Below are 21,672 nucleotides of genomic sequence, written 5' to 3' on the forward strand. Positions count from 1 at the left end.
CATGCCGACCATCGACACCAGCCAGGTCAAGGACCTGGCCAAGGCGCTCGCCGCCGTGCCCCTGCGCAACCAGGCGCTGGTCGCAGCTGCGGTCAAGCACGGGGCGCAGAACATCAAGCAGAGCGTGAGCGAGGACCTGCAATCCTCCCGCAACCATGCTTTCCGCCGCATCCGTATCCACTACGACATGCAGGAGCGGGGCCCGGTCGTGGAGGCGGACATCGGCCCCGAGCAGGGCGGCGCATCCAGCCTGGCCAACCTCGCCTTCTTCGGCACCAGCCGAGGAGGCGGCAGCCACAGGTTTTATGAGCATGGCAAGGATGAGCTGGAGCCTACCGCCCGGTATGTCAGAGAGGCGGCGTCCAAGATATGAGCCGGACCGTGGAGGTCAGGAAAGCCGTCATGGCCCTTGTGCCGCCCATGCCCGGCTGGAAAGTATATGAGGACGTGGCCACCGGGCAGAGCCCGCCCTGGATAGTGGTGCGCGTCTCCGAGACCGGGCGCAGCGGGGCGGAGGACCTGCACGCCGTCTCCCATGACGGGGTGCTCGACATCCGCGTCGTCGGCCGTCAGGGCGACGGGATCAGCATCGCCATGGACCGGCTCAAGAACAGCCTGGACGGGGCCACGCCAGCCGACCGGAGGATCAGCAGGCTGATCCCCGACCAGGATTCCGGCCTGTACGCGGCGGAACTGACCGACCCGAAGACATCCATCCCCTTCCTTATGCGTGTGCTCACCTGGCGCTTCGCCTGGACCGGCTGACCAGCATTCGCCCCGCTCGCCCGCGGGGCTTTTCCATATCCAAACCCAATAAACAATCTGGAGGCATCCATGCCTGACACCACACAAAACAACACCCCGACCACTCCTGCGGTCAACGAGGAGACTGGCCTGCCTGCCGCGATCCTCGAGGACGGCAACATTCTGACCACTTTCGTGCCCGGTCACGGGAGCATCAAGGACATGACCAAGCCCACCGAGGAGGAGCTCAACGCTGAAGGGAATTTGAACGTTTCCGCCTATCTGACCTCGACCGGGTGGAAGCTCAACCATACGCAGGAGTCCATCAAGGACGACCGCGAGGCATCCGCCGACGTGGGCGAGATCCCGGGAGCCGAAAAGTACGACGGCGGGTCCCTGCAGGTGATCAACAACGTCAACAACGAGGGCTACGCGAACGCTGCCATAGAGACCCTGGTCAAGGGGACCAAGGGGTATCTGGTGCGACGCAGGGGCGCAGGCCAGGCCGCATACAAGGCCGGCCAGAAGGTGTCTGTTTTCAAAACCGTGATTGGCATCGCCACCCCCGTGGCCCACGCGGACAATGCCCGCATGATGAGCACCATCAGCTTCTCGGTCGCGCCCGGCTCCCAGGACGAGACCGCCACCGTCACGGCCACGGCCTGACCAAATGATGCTTCCCCGCATGACCCTGTGCTCCGGCCATGCGGGGACCTACCAATCCTTTTAGGAGCACATCACTTATCTTTTGAGGAGCACGCATGCCTATCGCCGTCAAGCCCATCACCAAGGACGTGGAGATCGTCACCGACCTGCAGCTGATGAGCGACATCATCGACCTGAGCAACCGGATCAACGCCCAGGACAAGCCAAACAAGCAGGACAAGGTGCGTCTGGCCGGCATGGTCAAGGACCTGGACAAAAGCACCCTGGTGCTCACCCTCCGGGGTCTGCCCTCCAGCCCATGGAACGCGATCGTCATCGACCACACGCAGGTCAAGGGCGACAGGGCCGTCAAGGACCTGCAGGGCATGGTCGCCGACGCGGTGCCCCGCATGCTCGTCAAGGCCCGCTACAAGGGCGGTGAGGACCTCGACCTGGGCGGGGAGGGCCTGGCCGGGCTGATGGGCTCGCTGACCGACATCCAGGTGGCCGACCTGATCCAGACCATCCAGACCCTCAACACCCCCATCGATGCGCTCCCAAAAGCGGTGCGCGACCTGATCGGCTAGCGGACAGGCTCGCACAGCATCCCGATATCCTCGCTCAGCTCCGGGTAGCTCGCAGCCTGGGCATCTCCTACAAGCGCTGGCTCGGCTGGCAGCCCACCCCCGACGACCCGGTCGAATGGGACGAGTACGAGCGGGACTGGATGATGGCCCTGGACACGTACGAGCGGGCTCACAAGTGCCCCGTATGCGGCATGGACATCAGCTTCTGCCACGACCAGGTCGCTGTCGCCACCGTCTTCAGGGACGCCGCCGTGGACACCTGCTACGTGGGGCGGATGCGCGAACTGGCCATGGATGAATTCGCTCAGTCGGGCACGGTGGAGGCCCCCAACTCGCAGACCACCAGACTCAACCCCAGATAACCGTGGAGGTGCATCGTGGCGCTCAACCAGAACATCGTCATCAGGCTCATGGCCGACTCGACGGACTACACCGCCAAGATGCAGGCGGCGTCAGCCTCAGCCACGGAGCTGTCCACAGCCCTGGAACGCCCCATGAGCAAAGGCGAGCGTTTCAGCGCCATGGGGCAGAAAGTGGCCCTTGGAGTGGGTGCCCTGAGCGCCGCCATAGGCGTGGCAGCCGTCAAAGCCTTCGCCGACTTCGACCAGTCCATGAGCGCCGTGCAGGCCAACACCGGCGCATCTGCCGCCACGATGGGCCAGCTTAGGGATGCGGCCCTGGAGGCCGGGGCGCGCACCGTGTACAGCGCCACCGAGTCCGCCGACGCGATCAACGAGCTCGCCAAGGCCGGCGTAAGCACGACGGATATCCTCCAGGGCGGTCTGGACGGGGCGCTCGACCTGGCCGCCTCCGGGCAGATGGGCGTCGCCGACGCCGCCGAACTCACCGCATCCGCCCTCAACGAGTTCGGCCTGAAAGGCAACCAGGCCTCCCATGTGGCCGACCTGCTGGCCGCCGGAGCGAACACCGCCCAGGGCGGGGTCTCCGACATGGGCGAGGCCTTGAAGATGGTGGGCACGACCGCAAGCCAGCTGGGCATGAGCATCGAGGACACCACCGGAGCCATCACCATGATGGCCTCCCAGGGCATCGTCGGCTCCGATGCGGGCACGCAGCTGCGGTCCGCGCTGATCGGCCTGACCAGCGCCTCCGGACCAGCCAAGGCCGAGATGCAGCAGCTGGGCATCAGCATGTACGACAGCCAAGGGAACTTCGTCGGCCTGGCGAATTTCGCGGGCCAGCTCAAGGAGAAGCTGTCAGCCCTCACCCCCGAACAGCGGGCCAATGCCATGGGCGTGCTGTTTTCCAACGCGGCCATGAGCGTGGGCAACACCCTCTACGAGCAGGGTGCCGAAGGCGTCAATAAATTTACAAAGCAGGTCAACCAGCAGGGATTCGCCGCCAAGCAGGCCGCCGCACTGACAGACAACCTGAAAGGCGACGTCGAGCAGTTCGGCGGCGCAGTTGAGACCTCCCTGATCAAGATCGGGTCCGGTGCCAACGGGCCCATCCGCAGCGTCATCCAGTCGGTCACCAGCTTGGTGACCGCTTTCGGCGACCTGCCTGCCCCCGTGCAGCAGACCGTCGTCATGCTCGGCATGGCGGCAGGAGCCGGCGTGGGCCTGCACAAGGTCTTCGGCCAGACGGCGCAGAGCACCAGCGCGCTGAGTCGAAGCTTCGGCCTGGTCGTGGACCCGGTGCAGCGTGTGCAGGCCGCCATGGGCAATTTCAGCTCAGCGGTGGAGCAGATCAAACTGTCAACGCTCACCTATGAGGAGCAGATGCGGCGTGTGGGCACCGCCACCAGCGGCTCCGCCCTGCGCATGGGCGCACTCAAAAGCGCTGGCAGCGGCATCGTCGACCTGCTCGGCGGCCCGTGGGGGATTGCCCTAGGAGTGGCCGGGGCAGCGCTGACTGCTTTTGCCAACCATGCGGCCCAGGCTAGGGCTGCCCAGGATGAGCTGTCCCAGGCCATGGCGGAAGGCGGGGACGCCAGCGAAAAGCTCGTCGACATGATCACAAGCGGCAACAACATCGACTGGGGCTGGGTGCAATACCTCGACACAGGCTTCCATTCGCTTGACGACATGCTCCAGGCCTGCGGCATCAGCGCCGGCACCTTCGCTCGCGCCGCACAGGGCAGTAAAACCGCCATCGACCAGGTCAACAAAGCCCTCGAGGCCAACAAGCAGTCCGGCAGCCAATACTACGGGGTCATCACCGAGGGCCAGACCAAGCTCTCCCAGCTGACCAAGGTGTATAAGAACTCCACGGAAGCCACGAAGCGCAACAAGGAGGGCAAGGATGAGCTTGCAGCGAGCGACAGGAAAGCCGCCGACGCGGCCGGACAGCACGCCCAGGCGCAAGGCCAGTCAGCCGAGCAGACCCAGAAAGCCGCCGACGCATCCTCCATCCTCGCCACCCAGCTTGGTGCCTCCAACAAAGGCGTAAACGAGGAATCCTCCGCGCTTGGCGAGGCTGTGGACGCGCTGAAACAATACTCCGGTTTTAAACTAGGGGCTTTTGACGCGGATACCAAGTGGGGTGAAGCACTGTCCGCTGCCGACGAGGCGGTGAAGAAGAACGGCAAGTCGCTGGATGCTTTCAACCCTAAAGGCCAGGCCAATCGCAAGGCCCTGAAGGACTTGGCGACAGCTGCACAGGATTGCGCCGAGGCGCATGCCCGGAACGGTGAAGGCATCGACAAGGTCAGCCAGGTTATGGAGCAGGGCCGGCAGAAGGTCATCGCCTATGCGAAAGCCATGGGCATGAGCGACGATGAAGCTGCCAACTTCGCCGACTCGGCTAACCTGTCTTCGGGACGGGTCAAGGACCTGGTGAACCAGATAGAGAGAGCCAACGCCAAGCCACTCAAAATAAAGGACGAGGCATCGAAGACCCTCAAGCAGGTGGGTTTGGCGGCCAAGGGCCTGCCTGACGGCAAGACCATCCAGATCACCGGCAAGAACAAGGATGCCATGATGGCCATCCGCGAGGTGACCGGAGCAAAGATCGACGACAAGCACTCCAAGCTCACCTTGGACAAGCACCAGTACGACATGGCGCTCGCCTTGGCCAACGGGGCGACCATCGACACCAAGACCGGCCAGCTCAAGGGTGAAGACAACCACTACTGGCACAAGATCGCCGAGGCCAACGGTTGGAAGATAGCGCCGAAGACCGGGCTCATCTCCGGTGATAACGGACCTTTCATGTCTGCCAAGAAAGCAGTCGAGGACGCTCATATAGATGGGAAGCACATTTCCGTGGATGCGGATACGCACAGTTTCTGGGACACCATCGGGAGCATCCTCAGCAAGCCCTTCCACATCAACATCGGAGCCGTCCCGGGCCGTGCCATCGGCGGTCTGATCACCGGGCCTGGTACGGGCACCAGCGATGACATCCCGGCCCGCCTGTCCAACGGGGAGTACGTGATACGGGCTGCCGCAGTCCGCCAGTACGGCACGGAGATGCTCAACGCCATCAACTGGCAGCGCTATGCGACTGGAGGCTACGTGCAGAAGTACGAGGCCACGCCGATCACGCCTAACGCCGTGCCGGCCCAGCAGCAGACGCGGATCGTGTACCAACAGCCGGTCACCTTCGAGCAGCATGTGGTGCAGGACCCTTACGCGCAGTCGGCCTTGGACGCGGCCAAGGTGCGTCATGCGACCCTCGGCCTGCTGAGGAAAGGGGGCATGCTGTGAGCACGGTGATCCTCTACCCGCAGAGCGGGGACAGGGAGCTGTGCCGCCTGTACGGGGATGACGGGGACAGGGAGATGATCTTGCGGGAGATCGACGGCTGGCATGGCACCCCGGAGTCGCGGACGGAGGCCACGCCCCGCAAGTGGGGTGACGGCGACCATGACGTGGGCGAGACGGACATCGCCTACGGGGCCCGCACCGTGTCCATCTCCTACCGGCTGCTGGCCGGCGACCGGGGCAGGCTGGAGCAGCTGCGCGGCATGCTTGGCGCTTTGACGCACCGGCTGGTCCGCCTGCGGGTCGTGGACCCCCCCGAGGACACCTACCAGGTGGGCGAAGTGCTGCAGGTGCTCCCCGACAAGGCACCGCAAAACATGGCCATGCAGACCGATACGGGCCTGATCACCGTCCTGTGCCGCCGTCCCGAACGCCTGTCCTGGCGGTCGATGGACGTGCAGCTTTTCCCCACATCGTCCTCGTCGGGTGGTCTGTCCTATGGGGATAAGGGTCTGGGCCTGGTGTACCCGCTCTCGTATGGGGCTGATGCGGGCTCCCCGCAGAGCGTGGCCCTGCTGCGCAATGGCGGCTCGGCCATGGCGTATCCGGTGATCACGGTGACGGGTCCGATGCCTGACGGGGTGCTCCTGGTGGGCTCTGACGGCAGGGCTTTGCAGTGGTCGGGGAGCGTGGGCCGTGTGCCCCTGGTCCTTGACTGCCGGACGCAGACGGCGTCCATGGGTGGCGTGGATGTGAGCCGCCTGCTCACCCGCAGGGGGTTTCCTGCAATCCCGGCGATGGGGTCTTTGTCGGTGCAGCTGATGTCGCCTGGCTCGGGCTGGGCGACCGTGAGTGTCCGTGACACGTATCTGTAAGGAGTGATCTATGTCTACTGCTTTGGGTGTGGCCCCCGACAGCGAGGGTCAGGGGTGTGATGCGTTGACGCACCGGAGGGTGATCGCCGGCCAGTGGGCGAGCACGGGCGTGCTCAGCGGCCTGGCGGTGTCGGGCCGTCAGGATCTGCGCTACGGGGTGTCGCCCGGCCTGGCGGTGTGTTCGATGGGCGAGACGGACGGGATGAGCATCGCCTGGTGGGACGGTGCCGGCAGCCCCTATACGGAAAATGCGGTGGATGCGGGGGATTCGGCCTACCCTCGCATTGATGCGGTCTATATCGTCTCCTATACGGGCCAGCCGGACAACCGGGTGCATGTCAAGGTGCAGCAGGGCACGCCGTCCGCGGCTCCGCAGCCTCCGCAGGTGGAGGCCGGCGGCCTGGTGGTCGGCTACCGTCGGCTGCCTGCGGGGGCGATGAGCACCGCGTCGGCCATGGCCTGGGGGGATGTGGACTATGCGATCTCCTACGAGGCCAATCTTGGGCTGCTGGAGGAGTATGTGGACCGGCGGACGAACGTGTGGGGGGACCCCCGGCCCCGCCAGTGGTCCATCGAGTATCCGGTGACCGTCTACCTGCCGACCGACCGGGTGGTGGAGCTGACCTATGACGCGGACGTGGCCTACGCCATCAGGGGCGACCAGGGGCAGATGCTGCCTGTGGGCGACAACGACTGGGCGTCCTGGGCGGTCACCTTCATCCTGGACGACCAGGATATCCCCGGGTCGACGAGGGAGACACTGCTCATGCATGGCGTGTGGACGCATGCGCATGACAGTGTGATCATGACCATGCGGCAGGGGACCCATACGATCAAGGTCAAGCAGGGCCTGGCCAGCAAGCAGGGCAACGGCCAGTCCTACATGCATTACGGGGAGAACGACGGGCTGACCTACCCTGGGCGCACCGTCCAGGTGTGGGACCGGGGGCCGGCCCGGTGAGCTGGAGGGCCTGGCTGACCGACGTTCGCGACGGGCGGGTCATCGCCCCCGTGGACATCCCCTCATTCCAATGGCAGATGGGGATAAGGGACTCCTCCTTCACGACCACGTCACGGGAGCCCGGCGACCGGAGCGCCTCCAACCTGACGCTGCCCTGGACGGCCCTGCCGGCGGACACGCCGGACCAGCGGAGCCTGCTATTGGACTCGACCAGGCGGGCCCTGTGCCTGGCCTGGGCGGGCTCCATGGCGGGCGACGACTTCGGCGACCCGGCCATCTGGGGTGTGATCGGCGAGCGGCAGGACACGCAGCAGGACACATCCTTCCCCCTCTCATCGCCCTTGGAGCTTCTCGCCCAGCGGCTGGTCGTCCGCGAGGGGGCCTTCCGGGACGGGAAGAGCACGGATGTGATCGGCGTGGACGGCCTGTCCTACCGGGGCATCATGTGCGAGGCCGGCCTGTACGCCACGGACCGCAAGCAGGGCGGCACTCTGCCCATCGACTGGCCCTATCAGGGCGAGCACGGGACACGCCAGAAGACCTCATGGAAGGCCTGGAACATCCAGAACAACAGCGCGAAAAAACTGCTGTGCGACATCGCCGACCTGCAGGACGGGCCCGACTTCGCTTTCATCCCGTACCTGACCGGGGACGGGACGCATGTGCGCATACGTTTCGAGGCCGGCAGCGACGGGGACAAGCGACTGTTCGCTTCCACGCCTCCGGTCGCCTTGGCCTACCATCCGGGAGCATCGCTGCTGGATGACCTGCAGGTGGCGCATGCTGCCCCGGTCCAGCGGGTGTATGCGACGGGTGCCGGGAGCGATGAGAGCGTGCTCACGGCCCTGGCCCAGGACCTGTCGGACATCACCGGCGGCCCCGACCCGCAGATCCTCCGGGAGACGGCCTATTCGGACACGGACACCGACAACCTGAACGTGCTCAAATCCCACGCCGCAGCGCAGCTGCAGGCAGGCCGGCGCAAGCTCATCCAGATCACCGCCCAGGTGCATTTCGGCGACATGACCGCCGACAACACGGTCCTGTCGCCGGCCAGCCTGCGTCCGGGCATGCCGGCCGTGCTGAGCATCCAGGACTTTCCGAGCCTGCCGGACGGCGACTACCGGACGGCGGTCATGCTCCTGTCCGGCGACCAGACCGATACGGCCAAGGTCACCTTCGACGTGATGGCAGACCCATACCAGTAGTAAGGAGATCATCGTGCAGCATACGCTGATCACCCCGCAGAGCCCGGGGGAGCAGCTGGCGGCCCTGGCGGCCGGGGCTCTGGACATGGCCAGCCGGCAGCAGACCGGAGCGGCCGGCAGCGCCACCTGGCATAACAACAACGGCACCAGGACGGTCATCGGACCAGACGCGGGCACCTCCGGCATCGCCCCCTGGGTGGGGGACACGACCCCTCCGGGCATGCCCACCGGCATCGGCGTGGACTCGGCCGCCGGAATGATCCTGGTCTCCTGGGACGGCACCCTCAAGGGCGGCATTCCAGCGGACTTCGACCACGTCCAGATCCTGGTGGACGGGGTGGAGGCCGGCCAGCTGCGGGTCAGGGGCACGGCGACCTTGGGCCCGTATGAGGCGGACAGCGTCCACCGGGTGACCGTCCGTGCGTGGGATGATGCGCATGCGGAGGACGGCAGCCCGGCCCCCAACGGGTCCGAGCCGACCAAGCCGGTGTCGGTGACGGTCAAGAGCGTCGTCGATGCCGACGAGATCAAGGACGCGCAGGACAAGGCGCAAGAGGCCATCAACCAGATCGCCGGGGTGAGCAAGGACGTACAGCAGGCCTCCAAGGATGCACAGACGGCCGCCTCAGCTGCCACATCAGCCTCCGGCAAAGCAGACACGGCCTCTAGCAAAGCCGATGCCGCTACAGCCGCTGCTTCTGCCGCTTCGGCCAAAGCCGATGGTGCGGCCGCTTCCGCCTCGACGGCTTCCAATAAGGCCGATGCCGCCGCATCCGTGGCCTCGGCTGCTTCCGGCAAGGCCGACCGGGCATTGTCCAACGGGGCCGAGCTGGTGCGCAACCCGGGCATGGACCCGGCGCTTGGCGACCTGGACGGGTTCGGCATCGGCATGGACACGGGGGATGCTCCATCGGCCCCTCCGCAACCGTACTCGCATTACGCGGCCATCAAGCAACGGGACTATTTCAGTAGCTGGCGCTTTCCCCTGGCGAAGAACAGGGTCTACCGTTTCGGTGCCTGGGTGGTGGCCGACAAGGCTGACCGGAAAGATTTGAGAATCGGCTGGCGGTACACCAACCCGGGCACTCATTGGGACGAATGTTTCACAGTCCATGCCAAGGATGCCCTGCAATGGACGTGGGTCAGCGGCTATGCGAAGACTCCCGACGCTTGGGATGATAAGCCCAACAGCCTGGTCATGTGGCTGAACGTCAACGGGTATTACAGTGACGCGCAGGGCTGGTGGCTTACCGGCCTGACCGTCAAGGACGTGACCGAGGCGCAAGGCGCGCAGCTTACCGCTGACGGCAAGAATCGTACTTACACCAGCCAGACCGAGCCGGCGCATGCGGGTCTGACCCAGGGGGACGTGTGGTACCGGCAGGACAGCACGGGCAATGTGGTCGGCGTGATGGTCTGGGACGGCTCGAAATTCAACCGGCAGACCCTGGTGGCTGACCAGCTGCTGGTCCCTGGCAGCCTAGGGCCGATCAGCATGGCTGACGGGTCCGTCACCGCCAGCAAGATATACGCCGACGAGGCCATGCTCAAAAAACTCCTGGTGCGTAAGCTCCTGGCCGACGAGATCGATGTGGGCAGCCTGGCCGCGGCCATCATCCAGTCCGATAGGTTCGTCACCAAGGACGGGCTGAACGGGCTCGACGAGAGCGGATTCTGGACCAAGGACAAGGACGGGAACATATTATTTAAAACGTCGGACGGCCTGGTGCAGGCTGTGGGCGGATGGCAGACCGCTTCGAAGGGCGACCGCATCCAGCTGAGCCAGACCCTGATCCAGGGGACCAATACTGGCGGTCTGCAAGGCATCGGGGATGACCCGACGCACCCGTACTGGCTGATCTGGGGGGACCACAACGGGGCCTCCAGCCGGCTGCTCATGGGCACGAGCCCCCAGCAGCCGCAGTTCTCGGCCACGATCGGCCCGCAGGGCAGCACCGCAGGCGTGGCGGCCAACCGGGTGGACATCGCCGGGTCGGAGTCTGCCAGCATCTCGGGGGACATTACGGTCAACGCCATGCCCCGGTACGGGGTGGGTCGCCGCGTTTACCAGTGGGTGTCCGCATGGTCGGGCGTACCAGTAGACGGCTGGGTCACCGAAGTAGCAAGCGACACGTTCGTGGTGCCCGGACCGGGCGAGGGCCGCTGGTACATGTGCGACGTGGGTGCCCGCGTGGCCGGGAACGGCGAATACGGGCTGCGTGTGGACCTGGTCACCCCCGAGGGGAGGATCGCCGTCAGGCACGCCCTGCTCTCCCCGCCAAAGAACGGCGGCATCGACAATTTCTCCTCCTCCCGGATGGTGTTCATGAAGGCCGGCACATACGTCGTGCGCATCCAGACGATCAAGTTCGGCGACGTGAGCATCGACTCGAATGGCGACTGGGCGTTCGCCGACCCCTACGCGAATCCCCATGTCTTCAGCCGTTACGCGTTTTTGACGGAATGCTGAGAGGGGGCCTGTGGATGCCTGACCTGCTGATGACCCTGCTGGAGTCCATCGTGCCCATGCTCCTGACCGGGGTGGGCGGCCTATGCGGATGGCTGCTGAAAAGCCACCGCAAGGAGGAGGCCAGGGACCAGGCCATGGAGACGGGCCTGCGCACCCTTCTTAGGGCTGAGCTGCTGGAGATCCACGCCAAATACGTGCCACTCGGCTATATCCCGGTGGCGGTCATGGAGGAGGCCGACCGCGTCTACCGCGCCTACCACAGCCTAGGAGGCAACGGGACGGGCACCAAGATCTACGAGGAGATCAAGGCCTTGCCCACCGTCGACTGACCTCTGTCACCTGTCCCGCCGCCCATCCGGGCGGCTTTTTCATGCCTAATTTAAGGAGGATATGCATGCGATGGTCCCATGCGCGGCACGCCCGCGCCAAGCCCAGATACGCGCGGATCATGGTGGGGGCGCTCGCCGTCCTGGCCATGCTCACACCCGGTGCCGCCTACGCGGACGCCGGTTTCGACAACGCGTCCTATCAGGGGTGCTACAACGCGCAGGCGGCCCGAGACTCGGGAGCCAGCTTCAGCATTACCAAGATCACTGAGGGCACCGGCTACGTCAACCCTGCGGCCGACTGCCAGCTCGCCGCCAACCGTGCTGCAGGCCTGCGGATCGGGGCCTACGCCTACGCCAGGCCCGACTACGGCAACAGCCCGGAGGCCGAAGCCGACCACTTCAACGCCCAGGCCAACGCGCGCGGCCTGGTGCATGCTGGCGTGATCCCCTTCCTGGACTGGGAGCCGCCAGCACCGTATAACTCGCATACGGACTGGGCGAAGCGGTGGCTTGACCGGGTGGCCTCCTACTGGGGGACCAAGCCCATCATCTACATGCAGGCCTCCAACATCCAGGCGGGAAACTGGCAGGCTGTGGCCGGAGCCGACTACGGGCTCTGGGTGGCCGGCTACCCCAGAGGATACGTCGGCGAGCGCCTGCGTGATCCTGGGGCACCTCCCTACTCGGTGGCACCATGGCCTTTTGCGGCTGCCTGGCAGTACTCCTCCACAGGGAGCGTGCCCGGCGTGGGCAACGCCGTGGACGTCAACTGGTTCTACGGCGACGCGGCCACCTGGGCGCGCTATGCCAACGCGCCGGTAGGCACGCAGGCCAATCCTGTCACGCCGTCTCCCACGCCATCCCAGGGTGCGCCTGTCGGTGACGTGGGCAGCCTCGCCACGGCAGTCATCCGGGGCGAGTACGGCAACGACCCGCAGCGCCACGCCCTCCTGGGTAACCGGTACGACGAGGTCATGGCTGTGGTCAACGAACGCCTGCGGGGCAGCTCGGGCGGAGGCAACGGGAGCGGCACTTATGTGGTGCGTCCCGGCGACTGTCTGAGCATGGTCTTCGACGGCTCCTGGCCTATGATAGCCCAGCTCAACGGCATCCGAGCGCCCTACATCATCTACCCGGGCCAGCGTCTCGCCACCGGCAACGGTGGTGGAGGAGGCCGGACCGTGACCGTGCAGCGTGGGGACACGCTCTCCGGGATAGCCGCCAGGCTCGGCATCCCCCAAAGCCAGCTCCACGGCTACCGGTCCGGCAACCCGAGCCTGATCTACGCCGGAGAAACCCTCAACTACTAAGGAGGTGACATATATGACCGATACGATCCCCGAGGACGGGGACAGGCCCTATTGGCTGCCCGACTGGCTCTACCAGATCCTCAAATGGGTGGGGCTCGCGTTCCTGCCTCTGCTGGGGGCCTTCGTCCACAGCGTCGGCCCCGTCTGGGGCCTGCCCCACACGGACGCCATCGTGACTACGATCTACGCGCTGGGAGTGCTCATCGCAGGCTGCATCGCAGGCAGCCAGGCCAAAGCCGCACTCAGCAAATAGCGGCCCGTTCATAAAACACAATTGCCCTCGCTTCGGGAGACCGGAGCGGGGGCGTTTTTCGCGTTTCAGCGTGTAAAATAGGTGTTGATCGTCCCCCGCCCTGCCTCTCGGATGCAAGTCCCGAAGCCTACTCGGCGGGGCCTTTGTGACTTATCCACATTTTCCGGTCAGGCCATCCTGTGCCGTCGTTGTCTTGTAGGCTGGGCTTTGCCGTGCCGTCCTACTCTCTCGATTCAATATGGACGGCACGGCGCTTCTTAATGATCTTTGGCTGGTTCGGCGACGGTGCCGATGACGGTGCAGGTGCCTTCGGCTCCCTCGTACAGGCTTTCCGCATCCTGGTGCTTTTGCTTGTCCTCGTCGTATTGACGGCCGTTGGTGCAGGGGAGCAGCTGTGTCTGCTTATGCTGGTCCGGGTCGCCGGGGAAGAACCCCACATGCTCCTGGTATTCGGTGTCGTACAGGAGGATGCCGTCATCCTCGCGCACGACGGTCGTGATCGTATGGCCGTAGTCGGCTGTCTCGCCTGCTGGATATGAAAATCGCAGGCAGGATGGGTTTGCCAGGATGTAGGTGTCCCTGCCGGCAATTCGCTGCAGTTCTTCCACTTCCTCTCTGATATCCTTGCTCGTCATAGCCTGGGCTGGTGCTTGCCTTTGCTTGTGTCTGGTAAGGGTGATGCCCAGCGCTGTGGACGCCACGATGTCGGACTTGGTGACGGCGGCTCTTGCAGCCAGGTCGTGGACAGCATCCCGGATGGCTTTTTGCTTGTCGTTCAGGTCGGGCGATGAGAAGTCGCGGTCGTGATGGTCGTCGTCCTCTGCCGCGTCGTCCAGCAGGGTGAAAAAGTCGTCTTGGAGGGTGTCCTCAAGGACTGACTGGGCGACGTCGGTCTTGGGTGAGTGGCCGGGGATGGTGAAGTCCCAGCCGGCCTCCTCTGTCGGGCCCTTCTGCTCGGCGCGGCGGCGGATGCGCCAGACTGTGGGCCTGCTCAGCCCGGTGCAGACCATGACCTCCGTGTAGGAGGCCCCCAGGTCGAAAGCCTTGACTATCAGCTCGTCGCGCCGCTTCTCTGCCTGCTTGCCCTTGTCTATGTCCTGCCAGGAGTCCAGGAGCATCGTCCTGGCCTCCTCGAGTGTCTTCGGGTCATTCTCCATATACGTTTTGTCACTCATTGTTCCAGTCCTTCTTCCCGCAGCTCCCGGCCCCACCGGTCCAGCATGTCCAGGCTGCGCATGCCGCCCTGCCTCCAGTCGGCCAGATCGATGATGAAAGTCGCGTAGTCTACGGCCATCCGCTGCTCTTTGAGCATTTTGGCTATCCTGCCGGCCGAGTGCATCGCCCCGGTGTCCATGAACTGGCCGAAGAGCAGGACGCTGATGGTGACCTGCTTGCCGGTCTGCCGGCTTTCCTCCTGCTCCATCCGCTGCACCTGGGGGTCCATGAGCGGCCTGCCCTCTTCCACGGCCTGCAGGAGGGCCAGGGTCATGTCCCGCTGGCCCACATGGTAGGTGAGCATGCACAGGCCCTCCCGGACCGCCTGGATGCGCGCCTCGAGCAGGTCGGGCTCCCGGTCCAGCCATTCGGGATCCCCCTTGTACATCCAGAAGGGGGTCGTCGCATCGTACTGGGTGCGGCAGCGGACCAGGTCCGCCGGCTCCAAGTAGATGCCCGTGTCCCTCTTCGGGGCTCGTCCGGCCCGGTCGGCCAGCAGCTGGATTACCATGTCCCGCACCCAGCCGGCGAAGTCCGCGTGGTCTTTCATGCTTGTCAGTCCTCGCTCATCAGGGACTGGTAGAGGTCGGCCTCGCTGGTGCCCGCCCCGTAGCGGGTGACCGCGTTGACGATGATCTGCGCCTCGCGCTGGGTCATGTGCCCGCGCTGGCTGTGATCCTTGCGGCCCCGCACGTAGAAGACATGGCCGGGGGCGTAGGCGTCGACCCCGCCGGATGGGGTGGCGTTATAAGGCTTGGCGGCGATGTAGCGGCCGTCCTTGTCGAAGTAGACGCCGTAGTCCTTCTGGGTGTCGTTGCATTCCTTGGCGATCCGGCGGGCGGCGGTGCTGATCTGTAGGCCGTTCTTCTTGTCCTGGTCCACATCGTCAAAGACCTGGGCGGTGGCGAGGGGGTTGTTGTCGGTGTAGTCTTCGTACATGATGATCTCCTTAGCAGATCGTCCGCCCCCAGGAGTGGCTGCTCCGTGGGGGCTTCTCTTTTTGCTGATACCTATAATGTATCGCTGTGAATCAGATGTATCAAGGTGAAACATTCTTGGGCGTGTCGCACTGTCTACCGAAGGATATGCACCGTCTTCTTGCGGATGAGGGGCTTGTCGGCAGGGCCTTTCACAAAGGGAGGTATCCACTGACGGCGGCGCAGGGCATGATTCTTCCCGTAGGGCTGCTCGCGCCAGAAGCCGCGCACGATCCACCGGTGCGTGTACTCGCGGATCTTCTCGCCGGGCTCGGCTTTCTCGCCCGGCCTGTGCAGGTTCTCGCGGAGGGTGAGCACCTTCACCTTGGGGATCTCCGTCCGCTCGTACCTGGCAGGCACCCGGTCCAACGGGGTGACCCTGGGGGCGCGGGTCTGGCTGATCGTAGGCTGCCGGCTGAGCGCCCAGGCGGCTTTGAGCACGTCCTCCAGGATGCCCGGCCTGCTGCCATGGGCGAAGGTCACATAGCCGATGGGCAGTCGCGAATCGCACTCCCTGACATAGGCCGGCTCCCTGCTGAACACTTCGGTCACCAGTGTGGTTCCCTGGCCGATGGCGTATCTGCTCCAGGAGATGGCGTCGACGCTGCATGACCGGCGGTCCGGGTAGTCCTGGAGCCGGAAGGGCAGGCCGTCTTGGAAGACCATGAATCCGGTGTCGCTGGGCGGTTGCACGTCGGGCAGGTCGCCGGCCTCGGCGGTGTCGGCGGCCAGGGTCGCCATGTCTCGGCTCACCCACCAGATGGGCGAGGACCGCAAGGGCTCACCGATCCGCCATGAGTCGTCCAAAGGCTGCCCGCTCGCGATGGCTGTCTTTCTGCCCAGGTCGTTCTTCCAGTCGGCCAGCTTATCCCTGACATAGGGAAGCCAGATAGGGGAAAGCGTCGGCCTGCTCTTACGCCTGCTCATCATGCTCCTCGTCCTTGATGCGAACGCCAGCCTTGCGTCCATCAGTATCAGGCTTTCATCATAAGCCGCCATCTTGGCCGTATCATCCATGTATGGCCTATATCCCTGATGATGTCTCCCAGATCCCCGACAACCACCCCGGCTATGTGCCCGCCTCAGACTCCGACCGGGAGCGGCTGACCATTCTCCTGCACAAGCGACTCGACCAGATCATCGACCAGGAGCAGCAGGCCGGCATCAGCCGGCAGGACCGCGAGCGCCTCGCCACCATCCACAAGCAGATCAGAGCAGACCTCGCCACCATCCGATACGGAGCCACCGAAAGGACCGTCAGGGAGATCGAGCGCAGGTACAGGCATGTATAAGGAGTGGGCTACTTGCTTGTGAGCATCCTGTCTGCCAGGTCGACTGCTCCGAGCAGGTGGTGTGTGTCGATGTGGGTGTACCCGGCTGTGGTGCTGGGCTTGGTGTGCCCCATGAGCAGTATGCGGGTCTTGTCGTCGACTCCGGCCTCGGTGAGCAGTGTGGCCATGGTGTGCCGTGCAGAGTGGATGCGCACCTGGGGGAGCTTGGCTTTGCGCAGGGTTTTACGCCAGTGCTTGGTGTCCGTGGTGGCTGACATGGGCAGCCCTCCAGGCCGCGTGAAGATCAGGTCATCAGGCCCGGCCTTGATCTGGCTGACCCATGAGGACAGGTCGGCGGCGAGCTGGGACTGCAAGGGCACGAGCCTTCGCCCGGCCTTGGACTTGGGGCGGAGCATGTAGTATCCGCCTCCCATATCACGGTGTTCGATGCCGGCGGGGAAGTTCGCGTCTTTGATGTGTTGGAGCTGCCAGTCGATGCTGAGGCACGGCACCTCATCCACGGTGACGAGCTCGGACGGGGTTATGCCCAGTCTTTCGGACTGCCGCAAGCCGGTCATGAAAGCGATCCGCCACATCAGCTGGTACATCGGGTCGTCTTCGGTGCGGATCATGAGCATGGCCTGCTGGGGCGTGAGTATCTGGATCTCTTTTTGGGTGACGCGGGGGCGTTTGCTCTTTTCTGCTGGATTGGAATCTATGAGATTCTCCGCCACGGCGTCTTTGAGGCTCTTGCTGAGGAGCTGATAGGCATGTGACGCCATGGATGAGCTACGAGCCTTGCGGCCGGTTTTGGGGTCATCGCTGGTGACGTACTCTTCGAGGATGCGGAAGTGCTGGGGGCCTATCTCGGCTATTCTTACTGACCCTATGGCCGGTATCACGCACTTGTCTGCAAGCGACCGGTAGGTGGCTAGGGTGCGTGGTTTGAGCTGGGGCTGCATTATCTCGTTCAGCCATCTGTTCAGCCAGTCTTTGAGTAGCGGGGACTTGGTGGTGGGGATCTTGCCGGTGGCCTCGTACTTTGCTTTTTTCTCGGCGAAGCGGGCTAAGGCTACCCTTTTCTTTTTGGCACGTACTACCAGCCTGCGTCTCTTGCCTGTGGCTGGGTCACGGGGTAGCTCCATGGAGTACTCGTAGAGTCCGGTGTCGGACGGCTTGCTGATCCCTCCGCTGCCTTTGGGACGACGGTGTGTTTCCTCCGATTCGGTCATGATACCTCGATCCTACAGGTGTGTACTATAGTGTGTACTATTTTGGCTCGAAGTAGCCTGAAACAGCCCGATTTGGGTTTTTCGCTGATTTCTGTTTGCTCCTGATAAATGGCGGAATACCGCCGTTTTCCAACCCTTTGCATTGTACCCCCGGAGAGAGTCGAACTCTCGCTGTCAGATTGAAAGTCTGGTGTCCTAACCGTTAGACGACGGGGGCGAACGTGCCCATGATACCCGCACCCTATGGACCAGGCAAGCCTGGTGTGCCGTCCGCTGGTCAGTGGTCCTCCTGGTCCAGCTCCTGGTCGCGCCGGTGGAAGAGCTCCATCTGTTCGCGGATCCAGACACGTTCCGCAGGGTTGATGTCGGCGGATTCCAGGTACTTCTGGTAGACGGGGTAGAAGGCTCGCAGGATCGGGTAGATGGCGTAGAGGGTGTGCTCGGGCTTCTGCTCCCGGGTGTGCTGAGGGTGGGCGTCGAAGGTGTTTTTGAAGCGCTGCATGTAGTGGCGGAAGGATGTGAAAGAGGTGTCCATCCGGCGGGCGCTGATGCCCACATTCATGTCCTTGCAATAGACCGTCTTGAACCCCTGGTCGATCAAATGCAAAGAGATATCGACATCTTCGTGCATGATGTCCTCCTTGTCCCTGCAGACCTGGTTGCGTATGGCCCGCCAGGCTGTGGCGCGCAGGGCCATGTTGGAACCGTATAGCAGGTATTGCCCGTCGTCCGCCCGGTAGATGGCCCGGCGAATGGTGTTGTCGCCCTTGAGCCCGATCCGCTTGCCCGGCATGTCATAATAAGCCACTGGCCCGGTGGCGCCCATGGCCTTTGGATCCCGGGTGAAGATGCCGGAGACCACTTCGACCCAATTGGGACGAAGCATGCAGTCGGCGTCAATCCTGCCCAACACGTCGCCGGTTGCCCGGTCAAGTCCGTAGTTGCGGGTGGGGATCAGACCCTGTTCGCTGTCCTGGTGGAGGAGCCTGACATGCTGGTCAGGGTGCTGGTCGATGAATTGTTCGACGATGGAGGCCGTTGCGTCCGTGGAGCGGTTGTCGACTACCAGCACCTCCTTGGGTGCCTGGCTCTGCCTGGTGGCGTTCAGGAGGCAGTCTTCAATGCGTTCTTCCTCATTCCAGGCGGGTATGACTATGGAAACGGTCAACATACCCCTCAGGATACGTGTGCCCGGATACACCGTCGGCTCAACCTGTGCCCCATAGCCTGCCATGTCAGCCATCTTGGGATAATGGAACATATGGCCAACGAGCAAAAGCAGCGCTTCGATTTCGCGACGGTCTTCCCGCCCAAGGGGGATCCACGCCGACCTCCGGAATGGTTCGGCCGCGCCCTCCTCTATGTAGTGATAGCTGTCTTTCTCGCCTGGTTCGCCTACGCATCCTGGTGGAAGATCGAATTCCTGGTGCTGGATGTGGTGATCGCCATCTTCGTTTCCCTGGCCATGGAGCCCCTGGTGCTCAGGCTGGTCAGGCATGGCTGGCGGCGGGGAGCGGCCTCGGCGGTCACTCTGATAGGCCTGATCATTATTGTGATCGTCCTCCTGGGCATGTTCGGCAATCTGCTGGTCCAGCAGGTCATCGGCATGGCCAACGGCTTGCCGGCCCTCTATGAGCAGGTGGCGGAATTCATCGCCAGCCGCACCCCCTGGCACCTGCCGGCCATGCAGGATCTGGGCGGGGAGATCGTCAAGAACATTCAGACATCCTGGGTGACCGACTTCGCTGGGCAGGCCTTGACCACCACCGTGGGGCTGGCAGGGTCCTTCATCAATATCATGACCGTTCTGCTGGTCATCTACTACATCTCTGCTGCAGGCCCCAAGCTGCGCCGCAGCCTCTGCCAGTGGCTGGCCCCCAGGAGCCAGCGCCGCTTCCTCTTCGTCTGGACTATCGCCCAGGACCAAATCTCCAGCTTCCTGTTCAGCAGGACCATCCTGGCGCTTATCTCTGCAGCCTGCATGTCGGTCTTCCTGGTCATCCTCAAAGTGCCCTATTGGCTGCCGTTGGCCCTCTTCTGCGGGCTGGTGTCCCAGTTCGTGCCCACTATCGGCACCTACATAGGCGGGGCCGTTCCCATTGTGGTGGCCTGGGGGAGCCGCGGACTGCTGGTGGCTGTTATTGTGCTGGTCTACATCATCATCTACCAGCAGATCGAAAACATGATCCTGGCCCCCAAGATCTCACAGCGGACCATGGACCTCAACCCGGCCATCGCCTTCCTGTCCGTACTGGCACTGGGCGCGGTCTTCGGCGCCCTTGGCGCTTTCCTGGCTCTGCCTCTGGCGGCCAGCTTCCAGGCCATCTTCTCGGCTTCGGTCAAGCATTACGAGCTGATTGACTCCCCGCTCATGCAGGATCCCAAGCCTGTCGGCAAGTCCAAGGTGGTTGAGGGCGTCGAGGCCTTCAACGAGCACGTGGTCCAGCCGGTGGCCAGTCACGTGGGCAGCCGGTCCGCCAAGGGGACCAGTGCCAGGGTTCGAGTGGACGACCCTGTCATGACCATTGCCAGCCAGCTCTACCCGACATCCTCACCGACGGCCAAGGACCTGGACGAGTCAGCCACGGTGCCCATACCCAAGTCCGCCTCGGCCCCAGTAAGGCACAGGCCGCTCAGGGGTACCGAGACCGGGGACGATGCCCCCGAGGGGGAGGACAACCCCCGCAAGGAGTGGCGCTGATGGCTCTGCTCAAAGTATTGGACGTACTGATGGTGCTGCTGGGCGGGGTGGGCATCGTCTACCAGGCCATCTGCATCGTCATCTCTTTCGTCTCCAAGCCGGTGGTCTTTCCCGATGCTCCCTTCGACAAGCGGTTCGCCGTCCTTATTTCCGCTCGCAACGAGGAGCAGGTGGTTGGTCATCTGATCAACTCCATCAAGGAGCAGACCTATCCATTCTCCATGGTCGACATATGGCTGGTAGCTGACAACTGCACTGACAACACCGCTGGGCTGGCCAGATCCCTGGGCTGCCATGTGGTCGAGCGGCAGGACCCGGCCCGGGTGGGCAAGGGCTACGCCCTGACCTTCCTGCTGGAGCAGATACTCGATCGGGGTCTTGATTCCCGCTATGATGCCTATTTCGTCTTCGATGCGGACAACATCCTGGACCGCCATTACATAGAAGAGATGAACAAAGCCTTCCAGTCCGGCTTCCGCATACTGACCAGCTACCGAAACTCGGTCAACTTCTCGGACAACTGGGTCTCCTCAGGCTCGGCCCTGTGGTTCATACGCGAATCGCGCTTCCTCAACACCTCAAGGATGGTCATCGGCTCCAGTTGCCATGTTGGCGGCACCGGGTTCATGTTCTCCAGGGAGGTTATGGAGCGCAATAACGGCTGGAAGTTCCACCTGCTGACCGAGGACCTGGAGTTCACCATGGATTCGGTTCTGCACGGCGAGCGCATCGGCTATTGCGGAACCGCTATCCTCTATGACGAGCAGCCGGTCACCTTCAAGCAGAGCTGGCGGCAGCGGCTGCGCTGGAGCAAGGGCTTCCTTCAGGTCTTCCGCTACTACGGGCCTGCCTTGATCTCCCGGGCCTTTCGTGAACGCGACTTCTCTGCCGTGGATCTGACCATCCTGATCTGTCCTCTGACGGTCTTGGGCCTGGTCCGATGCTTCTTCGGCCTGCTCTTCCCGGCTCTGGGCTTCGTGACCTGGACCAGTCAGGTGACCAGCCTGATCGATGGCATAGCGGCTGGGATTCTGGGCGTCCTGGCCATGATGGGCCTGGCTGCCCTGACCGTGCTGGCCGAGCGGGACAAGATCGGCGCATCCAACAAGGAGCTTTTTGCTTACTGCCTGAGCTTCCCCATCTTCATGCTCAGCTACGTGCCCATCTCCTTCCAGGCCATTTTTGCCAATCCGGGATGGAAGCCCATCGAGCATTCAGGGCATTAA

At 63.7% G+C, this 21,672-nt stretch carries 22 protein-coding genes and 1 tRNA gene; 16 read left to right on the top strand and 7 right to left on the bottom strand.

The genetic code is table 11. The features are described 5' to 3' along the window. Position 1: 1 nt before the first annotated feature. The 13 genes from J3T92_RS02200 (at position 2) to J3T92_RS02260 (ending at position 13,050) form a co-directional block, all read left to right on the top strand. The gene (locus tag J3T92_RS02200; RefSeq protein ID WP_267399503.1) at positions 2-373 is read left to right on the top strand and encodes a hypothetical protein; all 372 of its coding nucleotides are present in this window, start codon (positions 2-4) and stop codon (positions 371-373) included. Beyond that, positions 370-765 carry a tail completion protein gp17 gene (locus J3T92_RS02205; protein ID WP_267399504.1) on the top strand — a complete coding sequence of 132 codons (396 nt, stop codon included), beginning with the start codon at positions 370-372 and terminating at the stop codon, positions 763-765. The genes J3T92_RS02200 and J3T92_RS02205 overlap by 4 nt, the downstream gene beginning before the upstream one ends. A 69-nt stretch (positions 766-834) precedes the next feature. Continuing rightward, on the top strand, positions 835-1,410 hold the full coding sequence (locus J3T92_RS02210) for a hypothetical protein (RefSeq protein ID WP_267399506.1): 576 nt from the start codon (positions 835-837) through the stop codon (positions 1,408-1,410). Between the two features lie 95 nt (positions 1,411-1,505). Further along, positions 1,506-1,976, top strand: a complete 471-nt coding sequence (locus J3T92_RS02215) for a hypothetical protein (protein WP_267399508.1) — start codon at positions 1,506-1,508, stop codon at positions 1,974-1,976. A 191-nt stretch (positions 1,977-2,167) separates the two neighbouring features. Continuing rightward, complete coding sequence (locus J3T92_RS02220; protein WP_267399509.1) at positions 2,168-2,338, top strand: hypothetical protein; 171 nt, start codon at positions 2,168-2,170, stop codon at positions 2,336-2,338. 15 nt (positions 2,339-2,353) lie between these two features. After that, positions 2,354-5,647: a phage tail tape measure protein gene (locus J3T92_RS02225; protein WP_267399510.1), complete on the top strand. Its 3,294-nt coding sequence runs from the start codon at positions 2,354-2,356 to the stop codon at positions 5,645-5,647. Then, entirely contained in the window at positions 5,644-6,519 is an 876-nt protein-coding gene (locus tag J3T92_RS02230; RefSeq protein ID WP_267399511.1) for a hypothetical protein, read from the top strand. The genes J3T92_RS02225 and J3T92_RS02230 overlap by 4 nt, the downstream gene beginning before the upstream one ends. 10 nt (positions 6,520-6,529) lie before the next feature. Further along, positions 6,530-7,480 (top strand): hypothetical protein, encoded by a 951-nt coding sequence (locus J3T92_RS02235; protein WP_267399512.1) that lies wholly within the window; start codon positions 6,530-6,532, stop codon positions 7,478-7,480. After that, positions 7,456-8,688 (top strand): hypothetical protein, encoded by a 1,233-nt coding sequence (locus tag J3T92_RS02240; RefSeq protein WP_267399513.1) that lies wholly within the window; start codon positions 7,456-7,458, stop codon positions 8,686-8,688. The genes J3T92_RS02235 and J3T92_RS02240 overlap by 25 nt, the downstream gene beginning before the upstream one ends. A gap of 13 nt (positions 8,689-8,701) precedes the next feature. After that, positions 8,702-11,158, top strand: a complete 2,457-nt coding sequence (locus J3T92_RS02245; RefSeq protein WP_267399514.1) for a hypothetical protein — start codon at positions 8,702-8,704, stop codon at positions 11,156-11,158. A 14-nt stretch (positions 11,159-11,172) separates the two neighbouring features. Continuing rightward, complete coding sequence (locus J3T92_RS02250; protein ID WP_267399515.1) at positions 11,173-11,487, top strand: hypothetical protein; 315 nt, start codon at positions 11,173-11,175, stop codon at positions 11,485-11,487. Positions 11,488-11,552: 65 nt separating this feature from the next. Next, entirely contained in the window at positions 11,553-12,797 is a 1,245-nt protein-coding gene (locus J3T92_RS02255) for a GH25 family lysozyme (protein ID WP_267399516.1), read from the top strand. Positions 12,798-12,810: 13 nt separating this feature from the next. Then, positions 12,811-13,050, top strand: a complete 240-nt coding sequence (locus J3T92_RS02260) for a phage holin (protein WP_267400227.1) — start codon at positions 12,811-12,813, stop codon at positions 13,048-13,050. A gap of 257 nt (positions 13,051-13,307) precedes the next feature. On the opposite strand, the gene J3T92_RS02265 is transcribed toward J3T92_RS02260, so the two are convergent. From J3T92_RS02265 to J3T92_RS02280, 4 genes are all read right to left on the bottom strand, one after another. Beyond that, positions 13,308-14,225: a helix-turn-helix domain-containing protein gene (locus tag J3T92_RS02265; protein ID WP_267399517.1), complete on the bottom strand. Its 918-nt coding sequence runs from the start codon at positions 14,223-14,225 to the stop codon at positions 13,308-13,310. Further along, positions 14,222-14,815: a hypothetical protein gene (locus J3T92_RS02270; RefSeq protein ID WP_267399518.1), complete on the bottom strand. Its 594-nt coding sequence runs from the start codon at positions 14,813-14,815 to the stop codon at positions 14,222-14,224. The genes J3T92_RS02265 and J3T92_RS02270 overlap by 4 nt, the downstream gene beginning before the upstream one ends. 5 nt (positions 14,816-14,820) lie before the next feature. Next, positions 14,821-15,204, bottom strand: a complete 384-nt coding sequence (locus J3T92_RS02275; RefSeq protein WP_267399519.1) for a hypothetical protein — start codon at positions 15,202-15,204, stop codon at positions 14,821-14,823. Positions 15,205-15,338: 134 nt separating this feature from the next. Next, a complete protein-coding gene (locus J3T92_RS02280; protein WP_267399520.1) occupies positions 15,339-16,172 on the bottom strand; it encodes a hypothetical protein in 834 nt (277 codons plus the stop codon). Positions 16,173-16,261: 89 nt separating this feature from the next. Between J3T92_RS02280 and J3T92_RS02285 the strand changes: the two genes are divergently transcribed. Next, a complete protein-coding gene (locus tag J3T92_RS02285) occupies positions 16,262-16,534 on the top strand; it encodes a hypothetical protein (RefSeq protein ID WP_267399521.1) in 273 nt (90 codons plus the stop codon). 8 nt (positions 16,535-16,542) lie between these two features. Here J3T92_RS02285 and J3T92_RS02290 read toward each other — a convergent pair whose 3' ends face one another. The 3 genes from J3T92_RS02290 to J3T92_RS02300 form a co-directional block, all read right to left on the bottom strand. Continuing rightward, positions 16,543-17,745, bottom strand: coding sequence for a site-specific integrase (locus J3T92_RS02290; protein WP_267399522.1), 1,203 nt, complete (start codon positions 17,743-17,745; stop codon positions 16,543-16,545). A 145-nt stretch (positions 17,746-17,890) separates the two neighbouring features. After that, positions 17,891-17,962, bottom strand: a tRNA-Glu gene (locus J3T92_RS02295). A 60-nt stretch (positions 17,963-18,022) separates the two neighbouring features. After that, positions 18,023-18,916 (bottom strand): glycosyltransferase, encoded by an 894-nt coding sequence (locus J3T92_RS02300; protein WP_267400229.1) that lies wholly within the window; start codon positions 18,914-18,916, stop codon positions 18,023-18,025. A gap of 90 nt (positions 18,917-19,006) precedes the next feature. Between J3T92_RS02300 and J3T92_RS02305 the strand changes: the two genes are divergently transcribed. Further along, positions 19,007-20,446, top strand: a complete 1,440-nt coding sequence (locus J3T92_RS02305; RefSeq protein ID WP_267399523.1) for an AI-2E family transporter — start codon at positions 19,007-19,009, stop codon at positions 20,444-20,446. After that, positions 20,446-21,672, top strand: coding sequence for a glycosyltransferase family 2 protein (locus J3T92_RS02310; protein WP_267399524.1), 1,227 nt, complete (start codon positions 20,446-20,448; stop codon positions 21,670-21,672). Before J3T92_RS02305 ends, J3T92_RS02310 begins: the two co-directional genes overlap by 1 nt.

It is taken from the genome of Bifidobacterium sp. B4081 (assembly GCF_026537335.1).
Classification (GTDB): Bacteria; Actinomycetota; Actinomycetes; order Actinomycetales; family Bifidobacteriaceae; genus Bombiscardovia.

What these genes read in the sequence shown, in the direction of transcription:
- J3T92_RS02200 (WP_267399503.1), top strand. Translation starts at nt 2, where the DNA reads ATGCCGACCATCGACACCAGCCAGGTCAAGGACCTGGCCAAGGCGCTC.
- J3T92_RS02205 (WP_267399504.1), top strand. Translation starts at nt 370, where the DNA reads ATGAGCCGGACCGTGGAGGTCAGGAAAGCCGTCATGGCCCTTGTGCCG.
- J3T92_RS02210 (WP_267399506.1), top strand. Translation starts at nt 835, where the DNA reads ATGCCTGACACCACACAAAACAACACCCCGACCACTCCTGCGGTCAAC.
- J3T92_RS02215 (WP_267399508.1), top strand. Translation starts at nt 1,506, where the DNA reads ATGCCTATCGCCGTCAAGCCCATCACCAAGGACGTGGAGATCGTCACC.
- J3T92_RS02220 (WP_267399509.1), top strand. Translation starts at nt 2,168, where the DNA reads ATGGACATCAGCTTCTGCCACGACCAGGTCGCTGTCGCCACCGTCTTC.
- J3T92_RS02235 (WP_267399512.1), top strand. Translation starts at nt 6,530, where the DNA reads ATGTCTACTGCTTTGGGTGTGGCCCCCGACAGCGAGGGTCAGGGGTGT.
- J3T92_RS02250 (WP_267399515.1), top strand. Translation starts at nt 11,173, where the DNA reads ATGCCTGACCTGCTGATGACCCTGCTGGAGTCCATCGTGCCCATGCTC.
- J3T92_RS02255 (WP_267399516.1), top strand. Translation starts at nt 11,553, where the DNA reads ATGCGATGGTCCCATGCGCGGCACGCCCGCGCCAAGCCCAGATACGCG.
- J3T92_RS02260 (WP_267400227.1), top strand. Translation starts at nt 12,811, where the DNA reads ATGACCGATACGATCCCCGAGGACGGGGACAGGCCCTATTGGCTGCCC.
- J3T92_RS02265 (WP_267399517.1), bottom strand. Translation starts at nt 14,225, where the DNA reads ATGAGTGACAAAACGTATATGGAGAATGACCCGAAGACACTCGAGGAG.
- J3T92_RS02270 (WP_267399518.1), bottom strand. Translation starts at nt 14,815, where the DNA reads ATGAAAGACCACGCGGACTTCGCCGGCTGGGTGCGGGACATGGTAATC.
- J3T92_RS02275 (WP_267399519.1), bottom strand. Translation starts at nt 15,204, where the DNA reads ATGTACGAAGACTACACCGACAACAACCCCCTCGCCACCGCCCAGGTC.
- J3T92_RS02280 (WP_267399520.1), bottom strand. Translation starts at nt 16,172, where the DNA reads ATGATGAGCAGGCGTAAGAGCAGGCCGACGCTTTCCCCTATCTGGCTT.
- J3T92_RS02285 (WP_267399521.1), top strand. Translation starts at nt 16,262, where the DNA reads ATGGCCTATATCCCTGATGATGTCTCCCAGATCCCCGACAACCACCCC.
- J3T92_RS02290 (WP_267399522.1), bottom strand. Translation starts at nt 17,745, where the DNA reads ATGACCGAATCGGAGGAAACACACCGTCGTCCCAAAGGCAGCGGAGGG.
- J3T92_RS02300 (WP_267400229.1), bottom strand. Translation starts at nt 18,916, where the DNA reads ATGTTGACCGTTTCCATAGTCATACCCGCCTGGAATGAGGAAGAACGC.
- J3T92_RS02305 (WP_267399523.1), top strand. Translation starts at nt 19,007, where the DNA reads ATGGCCAACGAGCAAAAGCAGCGCTTCGATTTCGCGACGGTCTTCCCG.
- J3T92_RS02310 (WP_267399524.1), top strand. Translation starts at nt 20,446, where the DNA reads ATGGCTCTGCTCAAAGTATTGGACGTACTGATGGTGCTGCTGGGCGGG.